A 21,871-nucleotide genomic window follows, 5' to 3' on the forward strand; every position below is an offset into this window, starting at 1 on the left:
ACAAGCCCGGTCTCCAGCAGTTCATCCGGCCGCACAGCGAAGGTAATGCGCGCCCTCCGCTCCTGTTGGAGGGGACACTCAGGGAGTAGGACGTCCGTGGTGCCCACGGGGAGGCCCCGTGAACCGTCGGAAGCGGTCACGGGGCCTGCTTTGTGCGTTGTCGAAGACTGCGGCTGGACGGTTGCTCCAGCTACCCCTTGACGCCACCGGAGGTCATGCCGGCCACAAACCAGCGCTGGAATGCCAGGAAGATTGAGAGGACAGGGATGAAGGCAACGACGATGAATGCGGCGAAGAGTCCCCAGAAGCTACCGAAGCCGGTAGTTATGTATCGCACTATGCCGTTCTGCACGGTCTTCATGTCTTCTGTGGTGGCGAGGACGGTGCCCACAAGGAAGTCGTTCCAAACGAATACGAAGATGAAGATGGCCACGGCAGCGATACCAGGTCGGATGAGCGGAAGGATGATGCCCCACAAGATTTGCATGCGGGAGCAGCCATCAATTGCTGCCGCTTCCTCGATTTCGACGGGTATGTTCTCGATGAAATTGCGCAGAAACAGGATGGTTTGTCCACAGATGATTGCCGTGTAAACGATGATCATCATGGGGTAAGTGTTGATCAATGCGGTTTTGACAAACATAGAGTACAGCGCGATAAAGACCACGATCGCCGGCACCATGGACAGGACCAGAATCCCTGTCATCAAAGTTTCCATGCGGCGGCTCCGATACCTCGTGGCCACATACGCTGCGGGGATGCAAATTAGCAGGGCAAGAACGATAGAACCGCAAGCATAGATAAGAGAGTTCGCGAAAAAGCGGAAGTTGGTCGAGGTCAGGAGACCAACATAGCCTTCGGAAGAGAATGGGGTTGGTATCCACCTTGGCGGGAATTCCAGGGTGCCCGAACCGGTCTTAAGCGACGTGGACACGATCCATGCGATCGGCGGAAGTACGACCGCGGCGGAGAGGATGATGTACGCCCAGGCCGGGATTGCCCGAACGAAACTGCCCAAGCGTCGCTGGCGGCGGGGGGTTGTGGTGCTCACAGGCTTTCCTTTCGTCGGAAGCGAATAGCCACGAGGGTGAGGACGATGTTGACGGCGAAAAGCAGGATCGCCGTTGCCGAGGCTCCGGAGAGATCGAACTTGTCGAACATCTGGTTGTAGACCCGCATAGACAACGTCTCTGTAGACCCGATGGGGCCTCCTCTTGTGGTGACCAGGATGATGGTGACCATCTGCACGTAGAGCATGAGAAGGACCACCACGACGGAGACTATGGTGTTGCGCAAATAGGGCAGCGTGATGTTCACAAACTGGTGCCAGATGCCGCCCCCGTCCATTTTGAGGCTTTCGCGGAGCTCCTCAGGAATCGTTTGAAGGGCGCCCAGGAAAAGGAGCATGGCTTGCGGGTAGGACCACCAGGCCGTCATCAGAGTTACTGCAACAAGGGCACTGGTCGGCGACGAGAACACATCGGTAGGACCGAATCCGAGGGATTTAGTGATAGCAGAAGCAGGACCGTAATTTGGATTGAGGAACCAAAGCCAGATTGTTCCTGCAGTTGCCTGGGACATCAGCCAAGGCAGCAGGAAGAGGCTTCGGACGGAACGCTTGAAGCGGTGAAGGTTGTTGAGGACGATCGCAGACAGAAGTCCCGCCGGCAGTGCGATAACCAAGGCGCCGAGCGAGAACACCAAGGTTGTCCATATGCGGCTCGGCAGGTCTGAATCTGAGAACAGTCGTGCAAAGGAATTCAGACCGGAGAATTTGCCGATCTGGTAATAGGACGTCTCGTGAAGGGCCGTCCACGCCGTGTAGATGAGCGGTCCGACAAAGACAAAGAGGAAGACGGCGCTGACGGGGACGACGTAGAGCCATACCATTCGATCTCTACGGACACGGCGAAAAGCTTGAGTGCCTGCGGGGGGCATTGCGGTCTTGCGCTGGCTGCGGGTGGGGCTTTCTGTTGACATCATCTGTTCTTTCCGAGGGGAGCCCGATTTCTCAGGCTCCCCTGATATCGAGCGACTACTTCTTGTTGGCCGCATCCTGCGCGGAACGGATAAAGTCGTTGCCTGATGAACCGTTGAGGGTCAGCTTCTGCCCGGATTGGGAGAGGCCAGTGGCAAGCGCGGTCCATGTGTTGGAATACGTGCGTGGTTCGCTGTTTGTCTTGACGTAGGCGGCGATGTCGTTGACGGTCTTCGCCTCCGGAGTGGAGAAGAAGGGTTGCTGGTATGTGACTGCACGGGTGGGTACCTCACCGCCGGTTGCCATCAGAGCACCGGCTTCCGGCCCGGTCATGTACTCGATAAACTTCCACGCGGCCTCGGTGTTCTTGCTGCCATTGCCTATGCCCAAAGTCCACCCAATGGTGGTACCTGTTGTATCACCGGTACTCGCTTTAGGCAGGGCCGTCCATTTGAGGTCCTTGTTCTGCGAGCCAAAGGAAACCGCTCGTTCCGTGCCCAAAACTGCCATGGCGACCGTGCCGCTCGCCATGCCGTCCGCCACGGTACCGTACGTGTCAGAAACGACGTTGCTACCTAGAGCCTTTGCGTCCCTGAGCTTGGCCAGGAAGTCACCAAACTCGTTGCCCTTCGCAGTCGCGAAATCCGCCTGCCCATCTTTGTTCCAGATTTCTTGGTCAACCTGCGTCATGAAGCAGTTGAAGAAAGTGCTGATGATGGCCGAGTTGTCCGTGTCTGAGAAGCCGGTCCCAAAGCCGGTATAGCCAGCGGCAGCAGCCTTCTTAGCAACTTCAACGACCTCGTTGTAGGTGGTGGGAACGCTCGCGCCGATCTGGCTGAGGATCTTTTGGTTGTAGTAAAGGGCACAGGTTCGGTATTCGTATGGCACGGCCACCGGTTTGCCGTCAGGTCCCGCTAGGGTGTCGGTCGGACGCAGCCAGTCAGTCACCTTCGATGCAGCGTCAGGCAGCGGGGAGTAAACGCCGGCCGACGCCATCTGGGGAACTACGGGCGTGAACATCTTGAAGACATCAGGGGCCTGACCTGCTGCCGCGGCCTGAGGCAGCCTGTTCAGCATATCGCCAAGGGAAACAACGGAGAGGTTGATCTTGATGTCCGGGTTGGCCGCCTCAAACTTGGCAATGTTTTCCTTTAGGGCCTTTGAACGCGGATTAGCCTGACTGGGATCGAGGAAGTCCCAGTAGTTCAGCGTCACGGGCCCTTTGGGTTCCGACGCTGAAGGCGAGCAACCACTGAGGGCAAGGCCAGCTACGACGGCTGTTACGAGCGCCAAGCCCCATCGCTTTTTGATCATGAATTTCTCCTGTGAACGGGTTTGCTGATGCGGGAGCATGCCGTGCTCAAGCGTGGCGTGCTATATGCGGGACGCCGACGGGCGGGAGAAGCCGATTTGATCATCGAGTCTCTCCTTTGAGATCGGTTGCATTTTTCGAAATTAGCAGTGAGATCGGTTGCTGAGATCGGTTGCACTAAATTTAGAGCCCAAGCATCGGTCTGTCAAGGAAGATTTGGGTATGGATGTCAAAGCTTCCGAGTTTCGCGACGACGACAGAGGGCGCTACGCCACTATCAGTGGCCTGCCCGGATCTGACAGGCTCTCATTGGCTCATACACGCCCACGCTCGTCGCGATGAGTCTTCAGATGTGACCGCCACTCACAGGTCCGGTCATCAGACACGGCCGTCTCCTCTGGATCAGGCCAGATCCCACGCCGCTATCTAAAAGTCCCTAGGGCATATCGAGGTTGGTTTTGTAGGCCGTGTCCTTGTTGGTGTTCCAGCAGGCGATGATGCCGGCTCCGAGCATTTGGTCGCTGAGGCGTGCCAAGCGGTAGCCGGGGTCGGTGTCGAGGGCAAGTTGCATGTATTGGTGTGCTTTGGATCCTCGGCCCTGCCACCAATTGATGTAACCGATGGTGGTGAGGATGGGCGCTGCGTGTTGTGGACTGGTTCTGGTGTAGGCGTGGAGGAGGAGTTGTTGGGCCCATTCGATGCGCGACCATTGTGGTGCGGCATTGGTTTGGGCGAAGAGGATGTGTTGGGGTGGTTCGTCGATTCCGGGGATGTCCGTCATGAGCCGGTCGCGTATGTGGGGGAACTGGAAGCTGGCGATCAGGCTGAGGCAGTCCTCGTCACTGGGGAAGTCCTTTGATTCGAGCATCCTTATCCAGAGCCTGCTCGCTTCTCGTGCGGCTTCGTCAGGGGGTTGTGTTCGGACGGATTGCATGCGTTCCTCGACGGCGGTGGCGTGGTCTGCTGCTTGGATAGGGGCTGGGAGCACGATTTTGTTGGTGGGTTCGATTGTGCTGCCACGGTAGATGAATTCGGCATTGACTCGGCTGTATTCAGTGGTGCTGATCGGCAGGCTGATGTCCTGGCCAGGTTCGGCGTCGTAGGGGGAGTAGGTGTCGTCGCTGACGAAGATCCCGTCGCGGATCATGACGCCATTCTCTGCGAGGACTCCGGTGAGCGCGGCGATGGTTGCTGCGTGCGGTTTGGGCTGTCCTGGCTCCGATTGGGTTGAGGTGTAGAGGGCGAAGACGATGCTAGTCGCGGTGGTGTCGCTGGTCAGGTAGCTGCTGACGGTGCGGGCGTAGGCGAGTTCGTTTCCTGGTTGGCGGGGGAGGTCGATGCGGAGGGTCGCGCCGACTTTGTTCTTGTCCAGGGTGATGCAGACGAGGCTCTCCGTCGGCCAGAAACCCAGGGTATGGCCGATAAAGCTGAGTAGGTCTGCTGGGTCTTTGATGGTGAGCTCATTCATTGTCCTGTTCCTTGCCCTTGTGTCTTCATTTGAGGTCGTTGGTCCTGTGGGCCGTTCTGATAGGGGACCTGTGCGCTGGGGTAGGGGCTGGAGTGCAACTTGGGGGACCGGGGCAGGGACGGAAAGTTCGGGAGGATGGGAGCGACGCAGGAGCGCCGAGCGAAGTTTCCGGGTCGGGTCCGGCGCGTAGCGCCCTGGTTGCGCGGAGAGCCTGCCCAGCGATGATCGGAATATCAGAATGACAAACAGCGGTGTTGCTTCTGGTCCTTTATGGGCGGACGTGCCCTCCACGCCATGACCCAGCCTCCCCAATTCGTCGCGCGGATCTATGGCATGGTCTGGGATAGCCGTCTGCGCGACTGCCCACGACAACGATCCATGAGGTGATGCATCAGCCTTTGCCTGGGCAATTAGCATCGTCGAGCGGGCAAAGTGCCTTTAGGACAGCAGAGCGATCAAGAAATGCGGGTTGCATGGCGCGTCTAGAGGACAACATATGCGCCGTTATCGGCGCCGGGCTCTTCGCTAAGGGCACTTCTCGACGGGCTTGGGTCTCCATCACGGGAGCATGGCCCTACGGTCAACAACAAGAACATCGATGAACCGACTAGGACTGCTACGACCGCGGGTTTGGCGCCTTGCCCACTCGGGGCGCCTCTGTATGCCCGGGTTCCGCTTGCTTCTCGGCAGCCGTGTTTCAACTGACGACCTTTGCGTGGCATTGGACGATGTGACAAGGAGTGCATTGTCTGCGACATCGAGGCCTAACGTTCATCCCGCTTTCACCGGAAGATTCATCGCCATTCCTAGCCTCATGGGGCGTGGTGCCTGGAGATCTGGCACTCGTGCTTCGAGGCCTAGCCGATGTTCAGGATCAACGGCATGTGACCGCTGTGTCGCAACCATTCTTCGGGCCCACCCACGGCGATGTTTGCTTCAACAGTGGGTCACCCATGCCGCGAACGGGTATGGGACGGTCCCAGATGTCCTTTTTCGAAACTTCTTGAAGGATTACAACGTCCGGAAGCAAATCCTCAATCAGATGGCGCTTCTTGTGAAGGCCATCGAGCAATTCCAGGAGACAATCCGCATTGGCCTTGCCGCTGCCCTGGCATGCGAAGCCCGTTCTGCCGCGTAGGTTCGGTCCATTTCGGCGAAGAGCGCGAGCATGACCACACCCAGTTGGGCCATCGAGCTGTCAGGGTCCGAGGTGTCGATGTGCAGTGGATCGGCCAGAGTCCGCACACCTATCCCACGCTCTTTGAGTTCGGGCATGAGGTTTAGTGTGTCGCGGACCGTTCGTCCCAACCTGTCCAAGGTATGGACCACGATCACCTCGCGTTCTCTCGCGTGATCCAGCACACCCCGAAGGCCGGGCCGGTCCCTGGTCGCTCCGGACTTCTTGTCGGCAAAGACTTTGGTGATGGCGGTAGCCGCGAAGGCGTCCAGCTGCCGGCCTAGGTCTTGCTTGGCCGTGGAGACCCTCGCATATCCAATATCCAGGCTGGAAGCGTACCGAAAGTTATCTCTGTGACGGTCGATTGGTGCGTATGTTTTGGAATAACAAACGGGACTTGAAGCGAGATGGATTCTCGATCCCTGAGCAGCTGGGGGAGTGTCCTGCGTTAGTGTCCCCACTTTCTAAGGAAGTGGGACATGCACCCACAGCCCTTCACTGGAGCTGAGTGTCTGCTTCACGGCTCGGATTCCGTGCATACGCTGATCTGCGGCGGTCAGATGATCCTCACGGGTGGGTAATGTGTGAGTCGAGTCTTCGAAGGCCGGCGCTAATGGCTACTGCAGCAACACCGGATCGAGATTCCTGGGCCATCTTCACGAGGATGTTCTCGACGTGGGTAGTGACGGTGCGGATGGAAATGCCGAGTTCCGATGCGATCTGTTGGTTTGATCGCCCCCATGCAATGCGATCGGTGACCTCGGCTTCACGTGCTGTCAGTCCGTAGGGAAGGTCCATTGGAGTCTCAACGATCAAGGCGACGTCACCCTTGCCTGATGCCACCCCGGCGGTGCGGGTGATCTCCAGGGCTACTGTCCCCTTTTCGGAGGTCCAAAGCCCGGACACTGTGGCTGCCGGCCCGGTCAGGAAGCGAGAGACGAAGTCCTTGAAGTGGGGGTCAAATACGACGGGGCTCATCTCCCTGGAAATTACAGGTCTGGGCGCATCTTGGCCATCAAAGAGCGCTGCTCTACAGTCTTCGCGAAGTCGCAGAATTGGGTAGCCGGACGATTGCCTTCGGCACAGCTCTGCGACGATCGGGGACAGCGCGCCAATAAGGTCGCGGGCATCATCGTCGAAGTTGTGGAAGTGAGAGGCGGAAAGGTGGAGCATTCCCGCGTATTGGCCGTCGCCGGAGATAAGACAGGCACTCATGCCATCCGCGAAACCTGCGGGCGCCAGCGCGGTCTGGTACAGCTGCGTTTCACGGTAGTTGTACTTCAGATCATCGATGCGTAGCGGTTGGTGCAGCTTAAGCAGCTTCCGATGGGCTTTGGTTGACGCGTAAGGATCACCCAGTGCGGTGAGGGTTTCTGGCTTGTAGCCATCGTTGGCCAGCACGTCGTGTTTGGACAGTGCACGGTTCCAGAAAATCAGGGCTGCGGCGTCATGTCTGGTTCCGTCGGCAAGAATATGCAGGATCTCGTCGGCGCCGTCGCGCTGGTATTGGGCTGCGCCAGCAGCGAAAGCTGCCTTAAGCAAAATTTGGGACTTTCCGCTGACCATGAAGGCCTCCAAGACGGGAGGATCCTGTCCTCCGGGTATGCGCTAATTATACGGCCGTCTCCTTTACAGCTGACCTGACGGGCATCTGTTGGGGGCCAACGCCGCTAGGCTTTGTCACCGCGTACGTACAAATACCGATGTTGCTGGGATCTCTGTATTCCTAGGCTTGATTGTACGGAGTGATGAGCGTCACCCTCAGTCGTGAAAGAGTACAAAGTGACAGGCAATGAACCAAAACGTCCTGAACCCCACACCAGGTGCGGGCAGAGTTGCCCGCTTGGCCGAGCAATGCCGTCGGGCCGCTGCAACGGCAAAAACGGGGCGCGCGACGCCACCAGCCCGGAGAGGTCCACCAATGTCCGCCCTTGAAATCCATGGGCAGGCGGACCGCTTCAAAGTCAGGCCGCTGGAGGACATCTGCTTCACTATCGTGTGCCGAGGAACATCCAGCTTTCGGACTCAGTTACTGCGTGTTGAAAGGTACAGCGGGGAGGCGGCGATTCCTTTGCTGGAAACCACGCCAGTGACGAGCACTATCGACATGACCACTGAGCGGGGGGTCCACGCAACGTGTCTCCGTCCGTTTCTGGAGGTTCCAGACAGCGAAGGTGCGCTGACCGGAGCGCCTGGTGTCACCTTGGGAGCACTAATACGACCAGACGAGCCCGGGGCTTCCTTGCAAGGTGTTGTGACCGCCTGGGATGCAAGCAGTAACAGCGGCATTGGGCTCTTCCTGCAGAAGCGCAGGCTGACGCTTCTGGTCGGGGACGGTCAGGCCACGTTTGAACTCAGCCTTCCTGAAGAACTGCACGCTGGCCGCTGGTACGAAGTCGCCGCATCGTATGACCTCACGTCTGGTCTCGGCGCTATCCTCCTGAGGGCCTGCACCTCGTCAGCCCATGAGGAGCCTGGCGGCAGCCAAACAACAACCGGTCATTGCAGGCTCGAGCAACTGCCAGCCGTTCCGATAATGCTTGGCACCAGTGCCAAGTACGTCTCAGGGTGGACGGCCGCGGAAGAGTCCTTCAAGGGAACGATCGAATCACCCTACGTGAGTGCAAAATCTACGCATGCAACTGATCTGTGGGGACTACACGCCCGACGACTAAACGCCCCGGACCTCGTGGCAGCATGGGATTTCTCTCAAGAGCTTTCCGCGGATGGACTCCACACAGACCAGATCCCGGATATCGTCGGCTCCTTCCACGCCCACTGCGTTAACGCCCCAATCAGAGCCGTTCCTGGCCACCGCGGCAGCCAAGCCGGCGACCCCGGAACAACACCGGAGAGCTACGGTGCCATCCACCTGCTCGAAAGACGGTCAGATCCAGCGAGATGGAAATCGCGGATCGTTCTCCCCGTCCCGCAAACACTGCAGGCAGGGTTCTACGCCGTCCGCCTAAAGGCCTCAAACGTCGAGGAATTCGTTCCCTTTGTCGTCTCACCCGCAACGGAACCAGGTGACCCCCTCCAACAAACTCAGCCCGGGTCCCACTGACCTCCGCCCACGAGGCCGCATCACAGCACAGAGCGCCCATCGATCGCTCATCCCAACGATCCACCTACAGAATCCGCTGAGCCGAATTCACGGCTAGGATTTCTTCCGAGAGGCACAGATAGCCCATGAAAACTGACAGTCACGCCAACCCGGCCACCGACGCCGGGATCAACGACGTCGAACAGCAAAAACTAGGTGCTCTTGGCTACAAGCAAGAGCTCAATCGCACCATGACCCTGACGGACGTTGTCGTCTACGGGCTCATCTTCATGGTGCCGCTGGCCCCCGTGGCCGTTTTCGGCACCATCTTCAACTTCTCCCACGGCATGGCCGCATTGGTTTACCTGGTTGCCGGTATCGCCATGTTTTTCAGCGCCGTCAGCTATAAGGAGATGGCCAAGGAGTACCCCGTCGCAGGGTCCGTCTACTCCTACGTCCGCCTGGGCACCAGCAAATTCGTTGGCTTCCTTTCTGGATGGGCAATCCTCCTTGACTACCTCCTCCTGCCGGCGCTGCTGTGTATCCTCGCGGCATCCGCCATGGGAGCACTCATGCCTGAAGTTCCAGGCTGGGTCTGGGTCATTGGCTTTATCGCCGCAGTGGCCTTCATCAATCTCCGCGGAATCGTCGTTACAGCACGGATGAACATGATCTTTTTGATCATTCAAGGTGCAGCGCTCGTCGTGTTCGTTGGCGGAGCCTTGATAGCGATCACCCAGGGGCGGGCGCAGTTCACCCTCGCACCCTTCTATCAGCCTGAATTCTTCTCCTGGGAGCTCGTGTTCACGGCCATCCCGGTCGCTGCCCTTAGCTATATCGGCTTTGATGCGATCTCGACGCTCAACGAAGAAGCCAAAGGCGGCGGAAAAGCGGTCTCGAAAGCGACCATGATCGTGCTCTGGCTAGTCATCGCAATGTTTGTCGCGCAGGTGTATTTCGCGGCTCTCTTCGTTCCGAACAACGAACCTTTCGCCGACGGTGATGCTGTGAACAACGCCTTCTACTACATCAGCGAAACTGTGGTGGCGCCCTGGTTCAAGATCGTCTTCACTTTGATTACGGCCCTTATAGCGCTTTTTGCCAATGTGCTGGTTTCCCATGCCACGACCTCGAAGATGATCTTCGCCATGGCCCGTGACGGGCAGCTACCCCGACGTCTGGCAGTGGTCACCCAGAAACACAAAGTTCCCGCCGCTGCAATGATCGTCGTGACGATTCTCACCGCCGTCATCGGTGTGCTGGCCGTCGGTCAAATCGAACTCATCGTGACGATGGTGACCTTCGGAGCCCTCACGGCCTACATCCTGCTGCACATCAGCGTGATCATCCACTTTGGCATTCGGCAGTCCAGCAAGAAGTACTTCATGCACTGGATCTCACCCATCCTTGGCATTGCCGTGCTCGGATACGCCCTCTACAGCACCAACATCCTGGCCAAAATTATTGGCATCTCCTGGCTGATCATAGGAACGATCGTCGCCCTCATTCTGAAGCGCACCGGCCGCACCCTCGAAACAGAGGACGGTCTCTAGACCGCCACACGACACTTGCCGTACACCGACCGGGCGAAAACACCGGACCTGCCGCCTTGGCAGCGCCCGGTGCCTTCGAGGCATGTCAGGAAGCTTCTTGCCCCAAGGTCCCCGACGGGAGAGGGCTCCACCCTCCAATAGGAGGCCTCGTACGCAAAACTACCGATATTTTTCCCGTCGCCCCGGTCATACCGTTGAAGTTACCTACAAGACACAACGCTTCAGCGCAGGTGACGGGGGAGTTCCCGGAACCAGCCCGCTCCACAGCAATCCCATCTCAGAATGAAAGCGAGAACCTCTCTTGAATCCGCGGACCAGTCCACCAAGTGGCCAAGCAAATTGTTGCCGGAGGGGAGCGAACTGATGCGTACCAGCGCGGACCGCTCATCCGAACTCATGAGCATTTTTGAACAACGGTTCTCCTCCCGGCTTCGCCGCGACTTCACGGATGAAGTCTCCGCTGCGTACGACCGCTTCCCGCTGGGACCTCACGACGACAAGACCGCACGCGTCGTGCGGGCCCTGGGCAACTCCTCAGTCAACGGCAAAGAAATCATCTTGAACCTCGGTCCCAACGGTCCGTGGGGAATCGGCAGGATCACTGTGGGAGCACCCGGAAACCTGGTCCTCCTGCCCTCAACCTTCCACACCTATGAAAACGCGTTGCGCGCAGTGTTCGCGCTGCGTCGCAAGAACTTTTTGGAGAGCTGAACCATGACTGCCGAAACCGCACCCGCATCCGAGACCCGCGTCGAACCGAAAATCTTCGGGTACACCGACCGTTTTGCCGCCCGCCCAGGTGAAAGCATATCCTTCCACGTCAGCTGCGAGGGCCCCTCCGCGTACCAAGCCTCACTTGTCCGTCTGCGGCACGGTTTCACCGGCGAGGCAGGACCTGGATTCCTGGAAACTCCCATTTCCTCGGAATTCGATGGTGAAAAGCAGGGCACGCAGTACGCCTGCCAGCCCGGATCCTACGTCGAGGTGCCAGACCCATCCTCGCTGATGACAGACCCGAACGGATTGGTCATCAAGGCGAAGGTGTACCCCACGTTGCCCCTAAGCTCTCGCTCCGGTAACTACGGCGCTTACCACGTCACTCAGAACTCATTCGGAGGAGGAAGTGACCGGCAGGTCATTCTGGGTAACTGGGACGACGAGTCCTCGAGGGGCTACGCGCTTGTTCTGGACGCTGGCCGGCCCACCTTCCTCTGGAGCGAACAGGGCACCATGAAGTCACTGGCTCTCGAGAGGCCCTTGGAAGGCCACCATTGGTTCAGCCTTCGGGTCGAGGTGGACACGGCGGCAGGCCAGATCCATCTGACTCAGGCACCGTTGTCCAACATCATGAACCGGTACACCGACCAGGCACTGGCCTTGGAAGCCGAAGACAAGGTCGCAGACGCCACCCCGGCAGCCACCGCACCTGCGGTCCCGTTCCGAATCGGCGCTGGAGCGAGGCTGGACGGCGAACGATTCCTCGCTGCAAACGGCTTCAATGGCAAGATCGGCGACGTCTCCATTCAACGAAGCACGCCCACCCGAACCGAGACCATTGCTGACTGGCACTTTGGACGCAGCCGCCGGGACGACCGACTGCTCCTGTGGGACGTCATCGACGAATCACCAAACCAACTCCACGGAACGTGCCACAACGCACCAACCCGAGCCGTCGCAGGAAACTCCTTCACGGGACTGGTGGACGACTTCAGACTTGCCCCCGATGAATACGACGCAATTCACTTCCACGACGACGACATCACCGACGCCGACTGGCCGACAGCTTTCACACTCGACGTGCCTCACACCCTGCCAAGCGGCGTATACGCAGCCAAACTCACCGCCGAGGGCGCAGAGCAGTACCTTCCCTTTTTCGTGCGGGCAGGGGAAAAGAAGAACGATGTCGCCGTGCTGTTCTCCACAGCGACATACCTGGCCTACGCCAACGACCGGATTGCCTTCGAGGCCGACGGCGCAGAGATCATCGTCAGCCGAACTCCCATCCTGGACCGCGAAGACCTCACCCTCCAGGATCACCCTGAATTCGGCCGCTCCTGCTATGAAATCCACAACGATGGATCCGGAGTTGTCTTCGGCAGCGTCCGCAAACCCATCCTGACCCTCCAGCCCAAACACCGGGCGTGGTTCCAAGCCGAAGGTGTATGGGGGCTGCCCGCAGACCTGTGCATCGTCCACTGGCTCGAAACCGAGAACTGCGCCTATGACGCAATCACTGATGAAGACCTCGATCGCGAAGGCTACAGCCTTCTCAGCGACTACCGGGTAGTCATCACCGGCAGCCACCCCGAGTACGTCACACGCAACGAACTGACCGCCTTGGAGGAATTCACCTCCAACGGCGGAAGACTGATGTATCTGGGCGGCAACGGCTTCTACGCCACCGTCTCCTTCGACCCCGACCAGCCACACCTGATGGAACTCCGACGCTCCGACGGTGGCACACGCCCCCACCAGTCCCCGTACGGAGACAAACGCCACGCGACTTCGGGTGAACTCGCTGGCATTTGGAGGAACAAAGGCCTGCCGCCTCAGAAACTCGCCGGAGTGGGATTCGCCGCGCAGGGCTTTGACCGCTGCACCTACTACGAACGACTCGAAGACAGCCACAACCCAGCAGCAGCATTCATTTTCGACGGAATCGGTGAAGACGAGCGCATAGGCGAGTTCGGCATCATGGGAGGCGGCGCTGCCGGCGCCGAAGTCGACTGCTACCAGCCCGGCCTCGGCTCGCCCCCCGGAACACTGGTCCTTGCAACATCAGGTCCACTGTCGGACGCTTACCTGCTGGCCGCAGAAGAAGTGTACGAATCCATTCCCGGCATCGGCGCTACCGAGCAACCAGGCGTCCGATCGGACATCGTCTACTGCCCGTTGGAAGGAGGCGGAGGTTTCTTCTCAGTCGGTTCGATCGCCTACACGGCGTCTCTCTCCCATAACAACTACGACAACAACATCGCCAAGATGACAGGAAACGTCCTAAGGCGGTTCCGTCAAGCCCAGCCACTTGAGGTAACTCTCAATGAAACACAAACAGTTCAAGTAGTCGGCAGCTGAATCGCTAATCAGAAAGAAACCAGCTGCCCCGAGAGGCCAATATAGCGAAGCCAGAGGGCGGTCCATTCTTCGAGTGGGCCGCCCTCAGGTGGGCATGACACCGTCCATCTTTCTTTCCCGACTGAGCTTGCCAGCCATCCCACAGTGAGGCGGACCTCCGGCATCAACGTCAGAGGCGACTACCAAATGGACACCGGGGAGTTCAATGATCACCACAATAGAAGCCGACCGCTATTTCCACATCACGGGGCTTACCACCACAGAAATCGACGATGGCATCAGCATCGCCGTCAGATTGGCCCACACCCACTCAAGAAGGGACGGCTGGGAAGGCGTACTCGTGACCCGCCATGAACCTGGGCTGTACACCGTGAACCTAAGCAGCGAAATCCCTTCTGGCATCACCATGGCACGAGACCTCGACAGCAGAACCAAGCGCTCCCAGAAAGTGCAGAAGTAGGCGACCGGTCGTTCCGCGCGAGGTCTGTGCCGCCGCCAGACTGGGCCGGATTTCCTGTGTCTTCGCGGGTTCCCGGTGTTTGCAGGGGCCGGGATGCGGTTCGAGTCCACCTCAGACACAGGGTTTCGGCAGGTCAGAAGCCATTTGGGCCTCTGACTGTGTACAGAACACCCAAACGTGTGGACGCGTGGCCAGCATTCCGAAGCGCCACATTTGAGGTGGTGACCACCCCAAATCTTTCATTTGGCTTGATTCTTGCTGCACAAGGAGTAGCCGTCCTCTTGCATCAACAGGAGGCGGCCGCGCCCGTCGTCGAACCTCACCCATGCACCGGAACCATCGGGCAGGCTCGCTTCCACGATCCCGCCACCGACTTGCCGATCCTTGCCGCCCAACGCGTTGACGCAGACGCACTCGCCCGCGACGCCGAACAACGAGGCTGGATCGCCGAAGCCGAACGACACAAACAACTCATCACACGACTCGACAAACTGATCAACGAGGCCACACCGCAGGATGACGAACACGAGCACCCTCGACAGCGTCGAGCGCGCCTGCGCCGAGCTCCTCCGGAATGGACAGGCAGTGACATTCACCGCCGTTGCCGCCCAAACCGGCCTGGGCCGCACCACCATCTACTGGGACCCGGTAATCCGGGCCGTCATCGAGTAGAACCGTCACCGCGCCGCCGCCGTCAGCGGCACGCTCACCGTCCTCACCGACGAGATCGCCACCCTCCACGCCGCACTCGACACCCTCGCCACAACCGTGCGGCGACACGAAGAACAACTCCGGAAGCTAACCACCCGAAAAAGCTGAAACCCTTAACCGGCCAATCCCCGGCATCCCGGATCATTAGCCGGATAATGTGCGGACAACGCCGCGATGGAGTCGTTCTTTTCGCTGCTGCAGAAGAACGTCCTGGACCGCCAGCGCTGGCTCACCGGGCAAGAACTCAGGCTGGCCATCACGACCTGGATTGAGCGGACTTACCACCGCCGGCGACGGCAACGACGGCTGGGAAAACTCACGCCCATCGAATATGAAACAATCAACCGGACCGCGCTCAAAGCGGCCTAAGACCCCGAGTCAACAAGAGCGGGGGCAGTCCCCATCCTTTTCCTATTGAGTGAGCCCGGCGTCTTTCACGCCGAGCAACGGGGCCGAGCTCGGACGCTACCTCGCTACTCCCAGCGGCCTCGTTCCGGAGGTAACCGAGGTCGTTTATCGCCTTCTCGATGCGCTTCTGTGTCTCCGGAGCAACGCGGTGCGGCGCATTCATGTAGTTCGAGACCGTACCTATAGGTACATCGGCATGCTGCGCGACATCGCGGATACTCACCACCAGATATCCTCGCAATCCGGGTCGAGAGAGTAGAGCTGTCCCAAGACCCGGAGGACGGGCGACTTTCGCGGTGGTACGCGATCGTCGCCCGCCTTCCAGAGCCTGCAGGGCAGATCGGGGCTAGCCCACGTCTGTCCATTTGTTGTTGGTGACCTGCTCGTGTGCCCAGGTGACGTTCGACGCCTGCTGCGCGGCCAGGTACTCATCGAGCGTCTTAGAACCGATCAGGTAGCCAGTAAGCAAGTTCTGCCCCGTTTGGGCCGCTGGCGTCAGCAGCGCGCCGTTACTCATCTTTGCCGGTGCGGACCACTCTTTGGACGTGAGTGCCTCGATTGTCGTCGGAGCCTTGGCGCTGGTGATAGCCGGGATGCTTCCAGTCTCCGCGAGCCAGTTCTCAATCTTCGGGCTCGACACGTACTGGAGGAACTTGATCGCCGCATCCAGCTTCGCACCCTTGATGTACGCGGGAATCATGTACGAGGTGCCACCTGCTCCCGTTCCAAACGATGCCGGCGCGCCAGAAGCGTACTTCGAGTCCTTAGTCGAGATGGTCGGGAATGGCACGGTGCTCCAGGCGAACTTCACCGTGGAGAGCCCGGCGGCCGAGAAGTTGGTGCCCCACGCCATGGCGGCCTTGCCACCGGGGAAGGCCGTGCTGCCGGTGAAGGCGCCGGCCGCGGGGATGCCCGACCAGTTCGGCGTCGCGCAGGCGTCGTACCACTTCTTGATGATCTTGACCGAGTCGGCAACGGCCGGGTCGGTGCTCACGTCGAGCGAGCCGTCTAGGATTCCCTTCGCGAGGCTCTTCGTGGCCAGAGGATTCGCGGTACCCGCGTTGCCGTCGCCTCCGAAGACGTTGATCTTGTCCGCCAGCGGGTCGAGCATGGTCGACTGGATCGCGGTGGTCGCCCACATGGAGGCCAGCGTGCCCTTGTCGGTGGCCAGCGGGTCGATGCCCGCCTCCTTCAGCGTGGTGCACGCCTTAGTGAATCCGTCGAAGGTAGACAGCTGCGAGGGGGAGATGCCCACCTTCTTCAGGATGTCGTTGTTGTAGAAGATGCCGACGGTAACGAGGTTGAACGGCACCCAGGTGTGGTGCCCGGTTCCATCGCGCTGAGCGTCACCGAAGTAGTTCTTGTCGAACCCGTCGAGCCAGGTCTTCGAGTTCGGGTCGAACGGGTTCTTCTCGGCGAGGTACTTGTCGAGGTTCATCACTTGGTCCGGCTTGGGCGCCGGCTGGTTGAAGATCAGCTCGGGCGCGGTGCCCGCGGTGAGCTGCGTGCTCAGCGTGGTGCCGAACGACGAGAGTGGCAGCACGTTGGTCTTGATGGTGATGTTCGGGTTGTCCTTCTCGAACTGCGTGATCAGCTTGTCCCAGGCCGGACCGAAGGTGTTGGTCTGGTCGGTGAACTGGTTCGGGCCGGAGAGGGTGATGGTGACCTTGTCGTCGGAGCTGGATCCGGCCGAGCATCCGGTCAGTACGAGCGCTGCTGCTGCGATTGTGCCGACCGCGGCGACGAGCGCCTTGGGTCGCACGAGGCGTTTGGACTGTGACATTGCAATCTTCCTTGATTGGGTTGGGGGGTGGAGCGGGTGAGCGGGTGGGGCGTTGTCGTGCGATTCAGTGCTTTCGGAAGGAGACAGAGTTCGTCTCGGAAATTCGGGGTCGGCGCCCTAGTGCGCGCCGGGGAGGCCGCCCTGTACCCCCGCGAGGAAGTATTTGGACAGGAAGGTGAACAGGATGACGAGCGGCAGGCTGGCGAGGAAATATCCGGCCATCAGTGGTCCGTATTCGATGGCGTTCTGGCCCTGGAAGAACTGCAACCCCACCGACATAGTGCGCAGGCTGTCGTCGGTGATCACGAGAAGTGGCCAGAAGAAGTCGTTCCACACCGTGCTGAGCGTGATCAGCGCGATCGAGCCGAGCACGGGCAGCGACAGCGGAAGGGTGATCGAGCGGTACAGGCGGAAGTTCGACGCCCCGTCGATGCGGGCAGCGTCATAGATCGACTGCGGGATCGACTCGATGAAGTTGCGCATGATGACCGTGCCGAGGATGACACCGCCCGCGACGTAGGGCACGACGAGCACCACGTAGGTGTTCAGGATGCCGAAGTCCTTCATCATGATGAACAGCGGGATCAGGTTGACGATGCCGGGCACCGCCATGAGCGCGAGCACGAGCGCGTACACCACACCGCGTCCACGGAATCGGAATCGCGAGAGCACGAACCCGGCCACGGAGCCGATGGCCGCGATCAGGATGATCGAGGCGATGGCCACGTAGAAGGTGTTGCCGAGGTACGGCGCGATCTGGTTCCACGCCACGGCGTAGTTCTCGAAGTGGAACGGGAAGACCGGCGCCCAGAAGCTGTCCGCGAACTGCTGGTTCGTCTTGCCCGACGTGATGACCATAAAGACGTAGGGCGCGAGGCTGACCACGACCAGCAGGATCAGTACCGCCTTGATGCCTACCTGCAGGTGGGACCGGTTGCGGATCTTCCCTGGCTGCTGCTGAGCGAGCCGTGTGGTAACGGTGCTCACATTTCACCTCCGTCGTTTGCGCCCGCGCTGCGTCGCCCGATGAAGAGCGAGAACAGGCTGAGGGCGAGGGTGATCGCGAACAGCGTGGTGGAGAGAGTGGCCGCGTAGCCCCAGTCCCCGGCGCTGAACGCCTGGTTGATGATGTAGAGCACCGGGACCATGGTCGCGTTGTCGGGCCCTCCCGAGGTGAGCACGAAGGCGACGAAGCCGTACTGCAGCGTAGCCACGACGACCAGGAAGAATAGGATACGGATCTGGCTCACCATGAGCGGCAGGTCGATCCGCCAGAGTCGTGCCCAGCGGCCGACGCCGTCGAGCTGGGCGGCCTCGAGCACCTCTTTCGGGATGTTCTGCAGGCTCTGGTAGAAGATGAGGAACGGCAGCCCGGCGATGAACGGGAAGCCGACGAGGAGGAGCGCGACGAGCGCCGTGCTGGGCGAGCCCGTCCAGTTCTGTTCGAACGCCTTCAGGCCGATCGCACGAAGGAACTGGTTGAACAGCCCGGCGTTCGGGTCGTAGAAGAAGCCCCAGATGAGCGCGGTCACGACGCCGGGGAAGGCCATCGGGATGATGAGCAGCGTGCGGATCACGTACTGCCATCGGTCGCTCTTGAGGGTGACGAGCAGCTCTGCGGCAAGCAGCGGTAGGATCCACGACGCGAGGTTAAACACGAAGATGATGCCGAGGTTGCCGAACGAGCGCCACCAGGTGTCGTCGCTCATCATGCGTGCATAGTTGGCGCCCCCGAGGAAGGTGGAGACGCCAGCGGGCACCCAGTTGAAGAATGACCAGAAGATGGAGGAGAGGGCCGGGAAGTAAGCGAATGCTCCCAATACGGCGATCAGCGGGAGCAGCGCCAGCCACACGGTGATGCGGAATTGAGGACGCGTGGTCCGCCGCGGGCTCGGGGGCCGACCTGCGACGGAGGCACGTTCGGCTGCTAGGGGTCTTTCCTTCGTCAACGCCATGAAGCGCCTCTCTTCTTCGAGATATGCGGCGGCCGAGTCATCTCCGCCGTGAAATCGCTCGGCAGGGAACTGTGATTCACACTTCACTCCTTTGTGGTGCTCGGGCTGTTGCAAATTCTATAGCGAATCGTTTCGTGTGACAAGTATGACGGCCCCATCCTCGGGCTTCCCGTCCGGACGCCGAAGGTGCGGGTGAGATGGTGCAGCCGGCGAGGGAGAGCGCAGTCACGCCTATGAAGGCACTGATTGAGGGGGGCGTGCGTGCCCCCCGCTGAACCTGGTTCTGGTGCATTTTCACTCCCTTGTGATTGCTGTGCGACATCGGTGATTCTGTAGGATGAATCGTTTCGCTCCGTCGGGGTAAAAACCTCCGGAGTTGAATGTCTCGATTCTTGCTAGATTTCGTTCTCCCTCACCGGTCCGCGGGTGAGAAACGCTTTGCTTTCGGGTTCAATGCTGCATCCTCAGCCGCTGGCAGCCCGACGATGACCGCGTTGAGGCCCTCATCCGTGCGAACAATGGAGAGGGGGTTGTCCGCCACCACGACGATGGAGTCGCGGTGGCGCCACGCAACCCACCAGTCGCTGCCGGTGATGGTTACAGTGCCGGGCTCAATCGGTGACCTGTCGAGCGTGTAGGGCTTCAGATTCTGACTCCATTCGCCGAACCCTTCGAGGGTCCGGCGCTGGACGTCGGGAATCCGCCCACTGGCCTCGGGCCCGATGTTCAGCAGGAGACGGCCGCCGCGCGAAACTACGTCGGCGTACAGACGCGCAAGCTCGCGTACAGAGAGCGTCAAGGATTCATCCTCTGTGCGGTTGTAACCGAACGAAAACCCGAGCCCGCGGTTATGCTCCCAGCCGACCCCGCGCTCGTTCTGGGTATCGTGCGAGTACTCGCTGGTTCGGTAGTCCCACACTGGTGCGCCCCATCGGTCATTGACGATGCCATCAGGCACCACACTCTTGTAGTACTCCAGCAGTTGCACGAGAGAGCCGTCAGCCTTACCCGCGTCCGGCCATTCGATGTCGTTCCAGATCACTGCAGGTTTGTAGCGGTCAATCAGGTCACGGACGTGTGCGGTTGCGTATTCGGCGTACTCCGCGCCGTTGGGGCGGTACTCAGTGACATCGGACATCGATTCAATAGGAGGGAAGTCCGTGAAGGCCCAGTCAAGCCCGCCCGAGTAGTAGACCCCGAATCGCATTCCCTCATTGCGCACTGCTTGAGCGAGGGGTTCGAGGAGATCGAGCTTGGGTCCCCGAGCGACCGTGGACAGTCTGCCGGCGCCGGGGGCGTCCCACAGGGTCACCCCGTCGTGATGCTTCGTGACGGGGATGACGTAGTCCGCGCCGGCTAGATGAAACAGCCGGGCCCATTCGGACGGATCGAACTGGTTGGGGTTCCATTGATCAAGGAAGGCGTCGTACGTGTTGTCTCCGTACTCAGCGGCGTGGTGTAGCGCCGCCGGCGATCCCGCGATCCGGGATGTGTTCGCGTACCACTCGGCGTACGCGTTGTGGGAGAACCATTTCTCTTCGGGTACAGCGCCCCATGCGCCAGTCGGCTCGGCCCATGCAGGAACCGAGTACGGCCCCCAGTGGATGAAAATGCCCAGGGTGGACTGTCTGGCCCATTCGGGCAGGGTGGGACTATTGGTCATTACTCTCTCCTTGGCGTGGTTTGGCGAGACGCTGCTTGGCGACTGCCTGGTAAGTGGTCATAGTTCTGCGACAGGGCGAAACGACTAAAGGTTCGCGGATCATGGGTAGACTCGGGATAGCATCGTTATGAGCGCGAACGGTGCCCATAACTCGCGATATGAAGGATTGAAATTGTCGACAAGCAGCAGATCTCCCGCAACTTACAAGGACATCCAGCGACTGACCGGTTTGTCGTTGGCGACGATTTCGAAGTACTACAACGGGCGAAACGTTCTTTCCTCGAACCGAGAAGTGATTGAGTCGGCGGCCGCGGAACTGAACTATCGACCTAACGCGTTCGCCAGCAGCCTGAGACGCGGCGTGACTCGAACCGTCGGCGTGTTGCTGCCCTCTTTCCAGGTTCCCTTCCACCTCGAGATCGTCGTCGGAATCGAAAAGTACCTGCGCAGTCAGGGCATCGGAGTGCTCCTGACCTCCAACGAGCAGGACGGAACTCCGTCCAGCGTCAATGCAGTCGAGCTGCTTCTCAGCAGAAGGGTTGACGGCATCATCGGCGTTCCCGCGTTGGCGGACTCCTCGGCGCTCGAGACCGCGGTCTCGATTGGCATCCCTGTCGTCACCGTGGACTGGTGCCCAAGCGGCCTTGACGCGGACTCCGTCACCCTTGACAACGTGCAGGCGGGGAAGGTTGCAACGCAGCACCTGATTGACCACGGCCACCGAACCCTCGGCGCCCTGGTGGGCGAAGAAGGAATGTGGAGCCTGCAGGGCCGGCTTGACGGCTTCCTGGCAGCGGCTCGCGCTGCCGGCATTACAATCGCCGAGGACCATATCCAACGCGCCCCTCTCAACGTGGACTCCGGATATGCGGCGATGATGCGATTGCTCGCGGCAGACCAGCGCCCGACTGCGGTGTTCGCAGGGAACTACGACCTGACGGTCGGCGCCGTGACCGCCCTGAACGACTCCGGGCTCCGCCTCGGGCGCGATATCTCCCTCGTTGGTTTCGACTCCGTGGAGCTCGCCCAGGTAACGCGCCCGAAACTGACGGTCTACGTGCAGCCCGTCGAACAGATCGCAACCGAGGCCGCTCGCATAATGAATGCCCGGCTGGACAATCCGGACGCGTCGAGGAGCCGCGTAGTTCTGGAGCTTCCGGGGCACCTGCAGATCGGTGCGTCGGTTAGGCGGCTGACCGACTGAACCCCTGGCCCAATCTTTATGAACAGACATGAGACTCCTTGAGTGAACTGTAAGGCGAAACGTTTCACTTAGAGTAGAGCG

19 protein-coding genes and 1 pseudogene are annotated in these 21,871 nt (G+C 60.0%); 8 read left to right on the plus strand and 12 right to left on the minus strand.

Annotated features, from left to right (window positions below; translation table 11 throughout):
- Nucleotides 1–190: 190 nt before the first annotated feature.
- The 6 genes from AC1DD5_RS22700 to AC1DD5_RS22725 all read right to left on the minus strand — a co-directional run bounded on the left by AC1DD5_RS22700 (nt 191) and on the right by AC1DD5_RS22725 (nt 7,501).
- Nucleotides 191–1,051 (minus strand): carbohydrate ABC transporter permease, encoded by an 861-nt coding sequence (locus AC1DD5_RS22700; RefSeq protein ID WP_477516049.1) that lies wholly within the window; start codon nt 1,049–1,051, stop codon nt 191–193.
- Nucleotides 1,048–1,890 (minus strand): carbohydrate ABC transporter permease, encoded by an 843-nt coding sequence (locus AC1DD5_RS22705; protein WP_477516050.1) that lies wholly within the window; start codon nt 1,888–1,890, stop codon nt 1,048–1,050. Before AC1DD5_RS22705 ends, AC1DD5_RS22700 begins: the two co-directional genes overlap by 4 nt.
- 145 nt (nt 1,891–2,035) lie before the next feature.
- On the minus strand, nt 2,036–3,292 hold the full coding sequence (locus tag AC1DD5_RS22710; RefSeq protein ID WP_477516051.1) for an ABC transporter substrate-binding protein: 1,257 nt from the start codon (nt 3,290–3,292) through the stop codon (nt 2,036–2,038).
- 434 nt (nt 3,293–3,726) lie between these two features.
- Nucleotides 3,727–4,758, minus strand: coding sequence for a DUF4192 domain-containing protein (locus tag AC1DD5_RS22715; protein WP_477516052.1), 1,032 nt, complete (start codon nt 4,756–4,758; stop codon nt 3,727–3,729).
- 1,038 nt (nt 4,759–5,796) lie between these two features.
- Nucleotides 5,797–6,396, minus strand: a complete 600-nt coding sequence (locus AC1DD5_RS22720) for a recombinase family protein (RefSeq protein WP_477516053.1) — start codon at nt 6,394–6,396, stop codon at nt 5,797–5,799.
- Nucleotides 6,397–6,502: 106 nt separating this feature from the next.
- Nucleotides 6,503–7,501, minus strand: a complete 999-nt coding sequence (locus tag AC1DD5_RS22725; RefSeq protein WP_477516054.1) for a helix-turn-helix transcriptional regulator — start codon at nt 7,499–7,501, stop codon at nt 6,503–6,505.
- A gap of 688 nt (nt 7,502–8,189) precedes the next feature.
- Here AC1DD5_RS22725 and AC1DD5_RS22730 point away from each other — a divergent pair.
- The 5 genes from AC1DD5_RS22730 (at nt 8,190) to AC1DD5_RS22750 (ending at nt 14,066) form a co-directional block, all read left to right on the plus strand.
- Entirely contained in the window at nt 8,190–8,999 is an 810-nt protein-coding gene (locus AC1DD5_RS22730) for a N,N-dimethylformamidase beta subunit family domain-containing protein (protein ID WP_477516055.1), read from the plus strand.
- Between the two features lie 125 nt (nt 9,000–9,124).
- A complete protein-coding gene (locus AC1DD5_RS22735) occupies nt 9,125–10,531 on the plus strand; it encodes an APC family permease (protein ID WP_477516056.1) in 1,407 nt (468 codons plus the stop codon).
- A 282-nt stretch (nt 10,532–10,813) separates the two neighbouring features.
- The gene (locus AC1DD5_RS22740; protein WP_477516057.1) at nt 10,814–11,242 is read left to right on the plus strand and encodes a N,N-dimethylformamidase alpha subunit family protein; all 429 of its coding nucleotides are present in this window, start codon (nt 10,814–10,816) and stop codon (nt 11,240–11,242) included.
- A gap of 3 nt (nt 11,243–11,245) precedes the next feature.
- The gene (locus AC1DD5_RS22745) at nt 11,246–13,606 is read left to right on the plus strand and encodes a N,N-dimethylformamidase beta subunit family domain-containing protein (RefSeq protein WP_477516058.1); all 2,361 of its coding nucleotides are present in this window, start codon (nt 11,246–11,248) and stop codon (nt 13,604–13,606) included.
- A gap of 205 nt (nt 13,607–13,811) precedes the next feature.
- A complete protein-coding gene (locus tag AC1DD5_RS22750) occupies nt 13,812–14,066 on the plus strand; it encodes a hypothetical protein (protein WP_477516059.1) in 255 nt (84 codons plus the stop codon).
- Between the two features lie 239 nt (nt 14,067–14,305).
- Here AC1DD5_RS22750 and AC1DD5_RS22755 read toward each other — a convergent pair whose 3' ends face one another.
- Nucleotides 14,306–14,593, minus strand: a complete 288-nt coding sequence (locus tag AC1DD5_RS22755; RefSeq protein ID WP_416416320.1) for a hypothetical protein — start codon at nt 14,591–14,593, stop codon at nt 14,306–14,308.
- Here AC1DD5_RS22755 and AC1DD5_RS22760 point away from each other — a divergent pair.
- Nucleotides 14,583–14,738 carry a hypothetical protein gene (locus AC1DD5_RS22760; protein ID WP_477516060.1) on the plus strand — a complete coding sequence of 52 codons (156 nt, stop codon included), beginning with the start codon at nt 14,583–14,585 and terminating at the stop codon, nt 14,736–14,738. The two genes, AC1DD5_RS22755 and AC1DD5_RS22760, sit on opposite strands and share 11 nt — an antisense overlap.
- Before the next feature lie 195 nt (nt 14,739–14,933).
- Nucleotides 14,934–15,146, plus strand: a pseudogene (locus AC1DD5_RS22765) (integrase core domain-containing protein); the annotation flags it as partial.
- Here AC1DD5_RS22765 and AC1DD5_RS22770 read toward each other — a convergent pair.
- From AC1DD5_RS22770 to AC1DD5_RS22790, 5 genes are all read right to left on the minus strand, one after another.
- Entirely contained in the window at nt 15,133–15,411 is a 279-nt protein-coding gene (locus tag AC1DD5_RS22770) for a LacI family DNA-binding transcriptional regulator (RefSeq protein WP_477516061.1), read from the minus strand. The pseudogene AC1DD5_RS22765 and the gene AC1DD5_RS22770 sit on opposite strands and share 14 nt — an antisense overlap.
- A gap of 120 nt (nt 15,412–15,531) precedes the next feature.
- Nucleotides 15,532–16,968: an ABC transporter substrate-binding protein gene (locus AC1DD5_RS22775; protein WP_477516062.1), complete on the minus strand. Its 1,437-nt coding sequence runs from the start codon at nt 16,966–16,968 to the stop codon at nt 15,532–15,534.
- A 117-nt stretch (nt 16,969–17,085) separates the two neighbouring features.
- Complete coding sequence (locus AC1DD5_RS22780; protein WP_477516063.1) at nt 17,086–17,955, minus strand: carbohydrate ABC transporter permease; 870 nt, start codon at nt 17,953–17,955, stop codon at nt 17,086–17,088.
- Complete coding sequence (locus AC1DD5_RS22785; RefSeq protein ID WP_477516064.1) at nt 17,952–18,923, minus strand: carbohydrate ABC transporter permease; 972 nt, start codon at nt 18,921–18,923, stop codon at nt 17,952–17,954. Before AC1DD5_RS22785 ends, AC1DD5_RS22780 begins: the two co-directional genes overlap by 4 nt.
- A gap of 412 nt (nt 18,924–19,335) precedes the next feature.
- A complete protein-coding gene (locus AC1DD5_RS22790) occupies nt 19,336–20,586 on the minus strand; it encodes an alpha-L-fucosidase (RefSeq protein ID WP_477516065.1) in 1,251 nt (416 codons plus the stop codon).
- Between the two features lie 361 nt (nt 20,587–20,947).
- Here AC1DD5_RS22790 and AC1DD5_RS22795 point away from each other — a divergent pair, with 361 nt between their 5' ends.
- The gene (locus AC1DD5_RS22795; protein ID WP_477516066.1) at nt 20,948–21,790 is read left to right on the plus strand and encodes a LacI family DNA-binding transcriptional regulator; all 843 of its coding nucleotides are present in this window, start codon (nt 20,948–20,950) and stop codon (nt 21,788–21,790) included.
- Nucleotides 21,791–21,871: the final 81 nt, after the last annotated feature.

Source organism: Paenarthrobacter sp. 10L420, from assembly GCF_056395385.1.

Coding starts and splice junctions, on each gene's coding strand:
- AC1DD5_RS22705 (WP_477516050.1), bottom strand. CDS start 1,890: ATGGTATGGCTCTACGTCGTCCCCGTCAGCGCCGTCTTCCTCTTTGTC.
- AC1DD5_RS22710 (WP_477516051.1), bottom strand. CDS start 3,292: ATGATCAAAAAGCGATGGGGCTTGGCGCTCGTAACAGCCGTCGTAGCT.
- AC1DD5_RS22715 (WP_477516052.1), bottom strand. CDS start 4,758: ATGAATGAGCTCACCATCAAAGACCCAGCAGACCTACTCAGCTTTATC.
- AC1DD5_RS22725 (WP_477516054.1), bottom strand. CDS start 7,501: ATGGTCAGCGGAAAGTCCCAAATTTTGCTTAAGGCAGCTTTCGCTGCT.
- AC1DD5_RS22735 (WP_477516056.1), top strand. CDS start 9,125: ATGAAAACTGACAGTCACGCCAACCCGGCCACCGACGCCGGGATCAAC.
- AC1DD5_RS22740 (WP_477516057.1), top strand. CDS start 10,814: ATGAAAGCGAGAACCTCTCTTGAATCCGCGGACCAGTCCACCAAGTGG.
- AC1DD5_RS22745 (WP_477516058.1), top strand. CDS start 11,246: ATGACTGCCGAAACCGCACCCGCATCCGAGACCCGCGTCGAACCGAAA.
- AC1DD5_RS22750 (WP_477516059.1), top strand. CDS start 13,812: ATGATCACCACAATAGAAGCCGACCGCTATTTCCACATCACGGGGCTT.
- AC1DD5_RS22760 (WP_477516060.1), top strand. CDS start 14,583: ATGACGAACACGAGCACCCTCGACAGCGTCGAGCGCGCCTGCGCCGAG.
- AC1DD5_RS22775 (WP_477516062.1), bottom strand. CDS start 16,968: ATGTCACAGTCCAAACGCCTCGTGCGACCCAAGGCGCTCGTCGCCGCG.
- AC1DD5_RS22785 (WP_477516064.1), bottom strand. CDS start 18,923: ATGGCGTTGACGAAGGAAAGACCCCTAGCAGCCGAACGTGCCTCCGTC.
- AC1DD5_RS22790 (WP_477516065.1), bottom strand. CDS start 20,586: ATGACCAATAGTCCCACCCTGCCCGAATGGGCCAGACAGTCCACCCTG.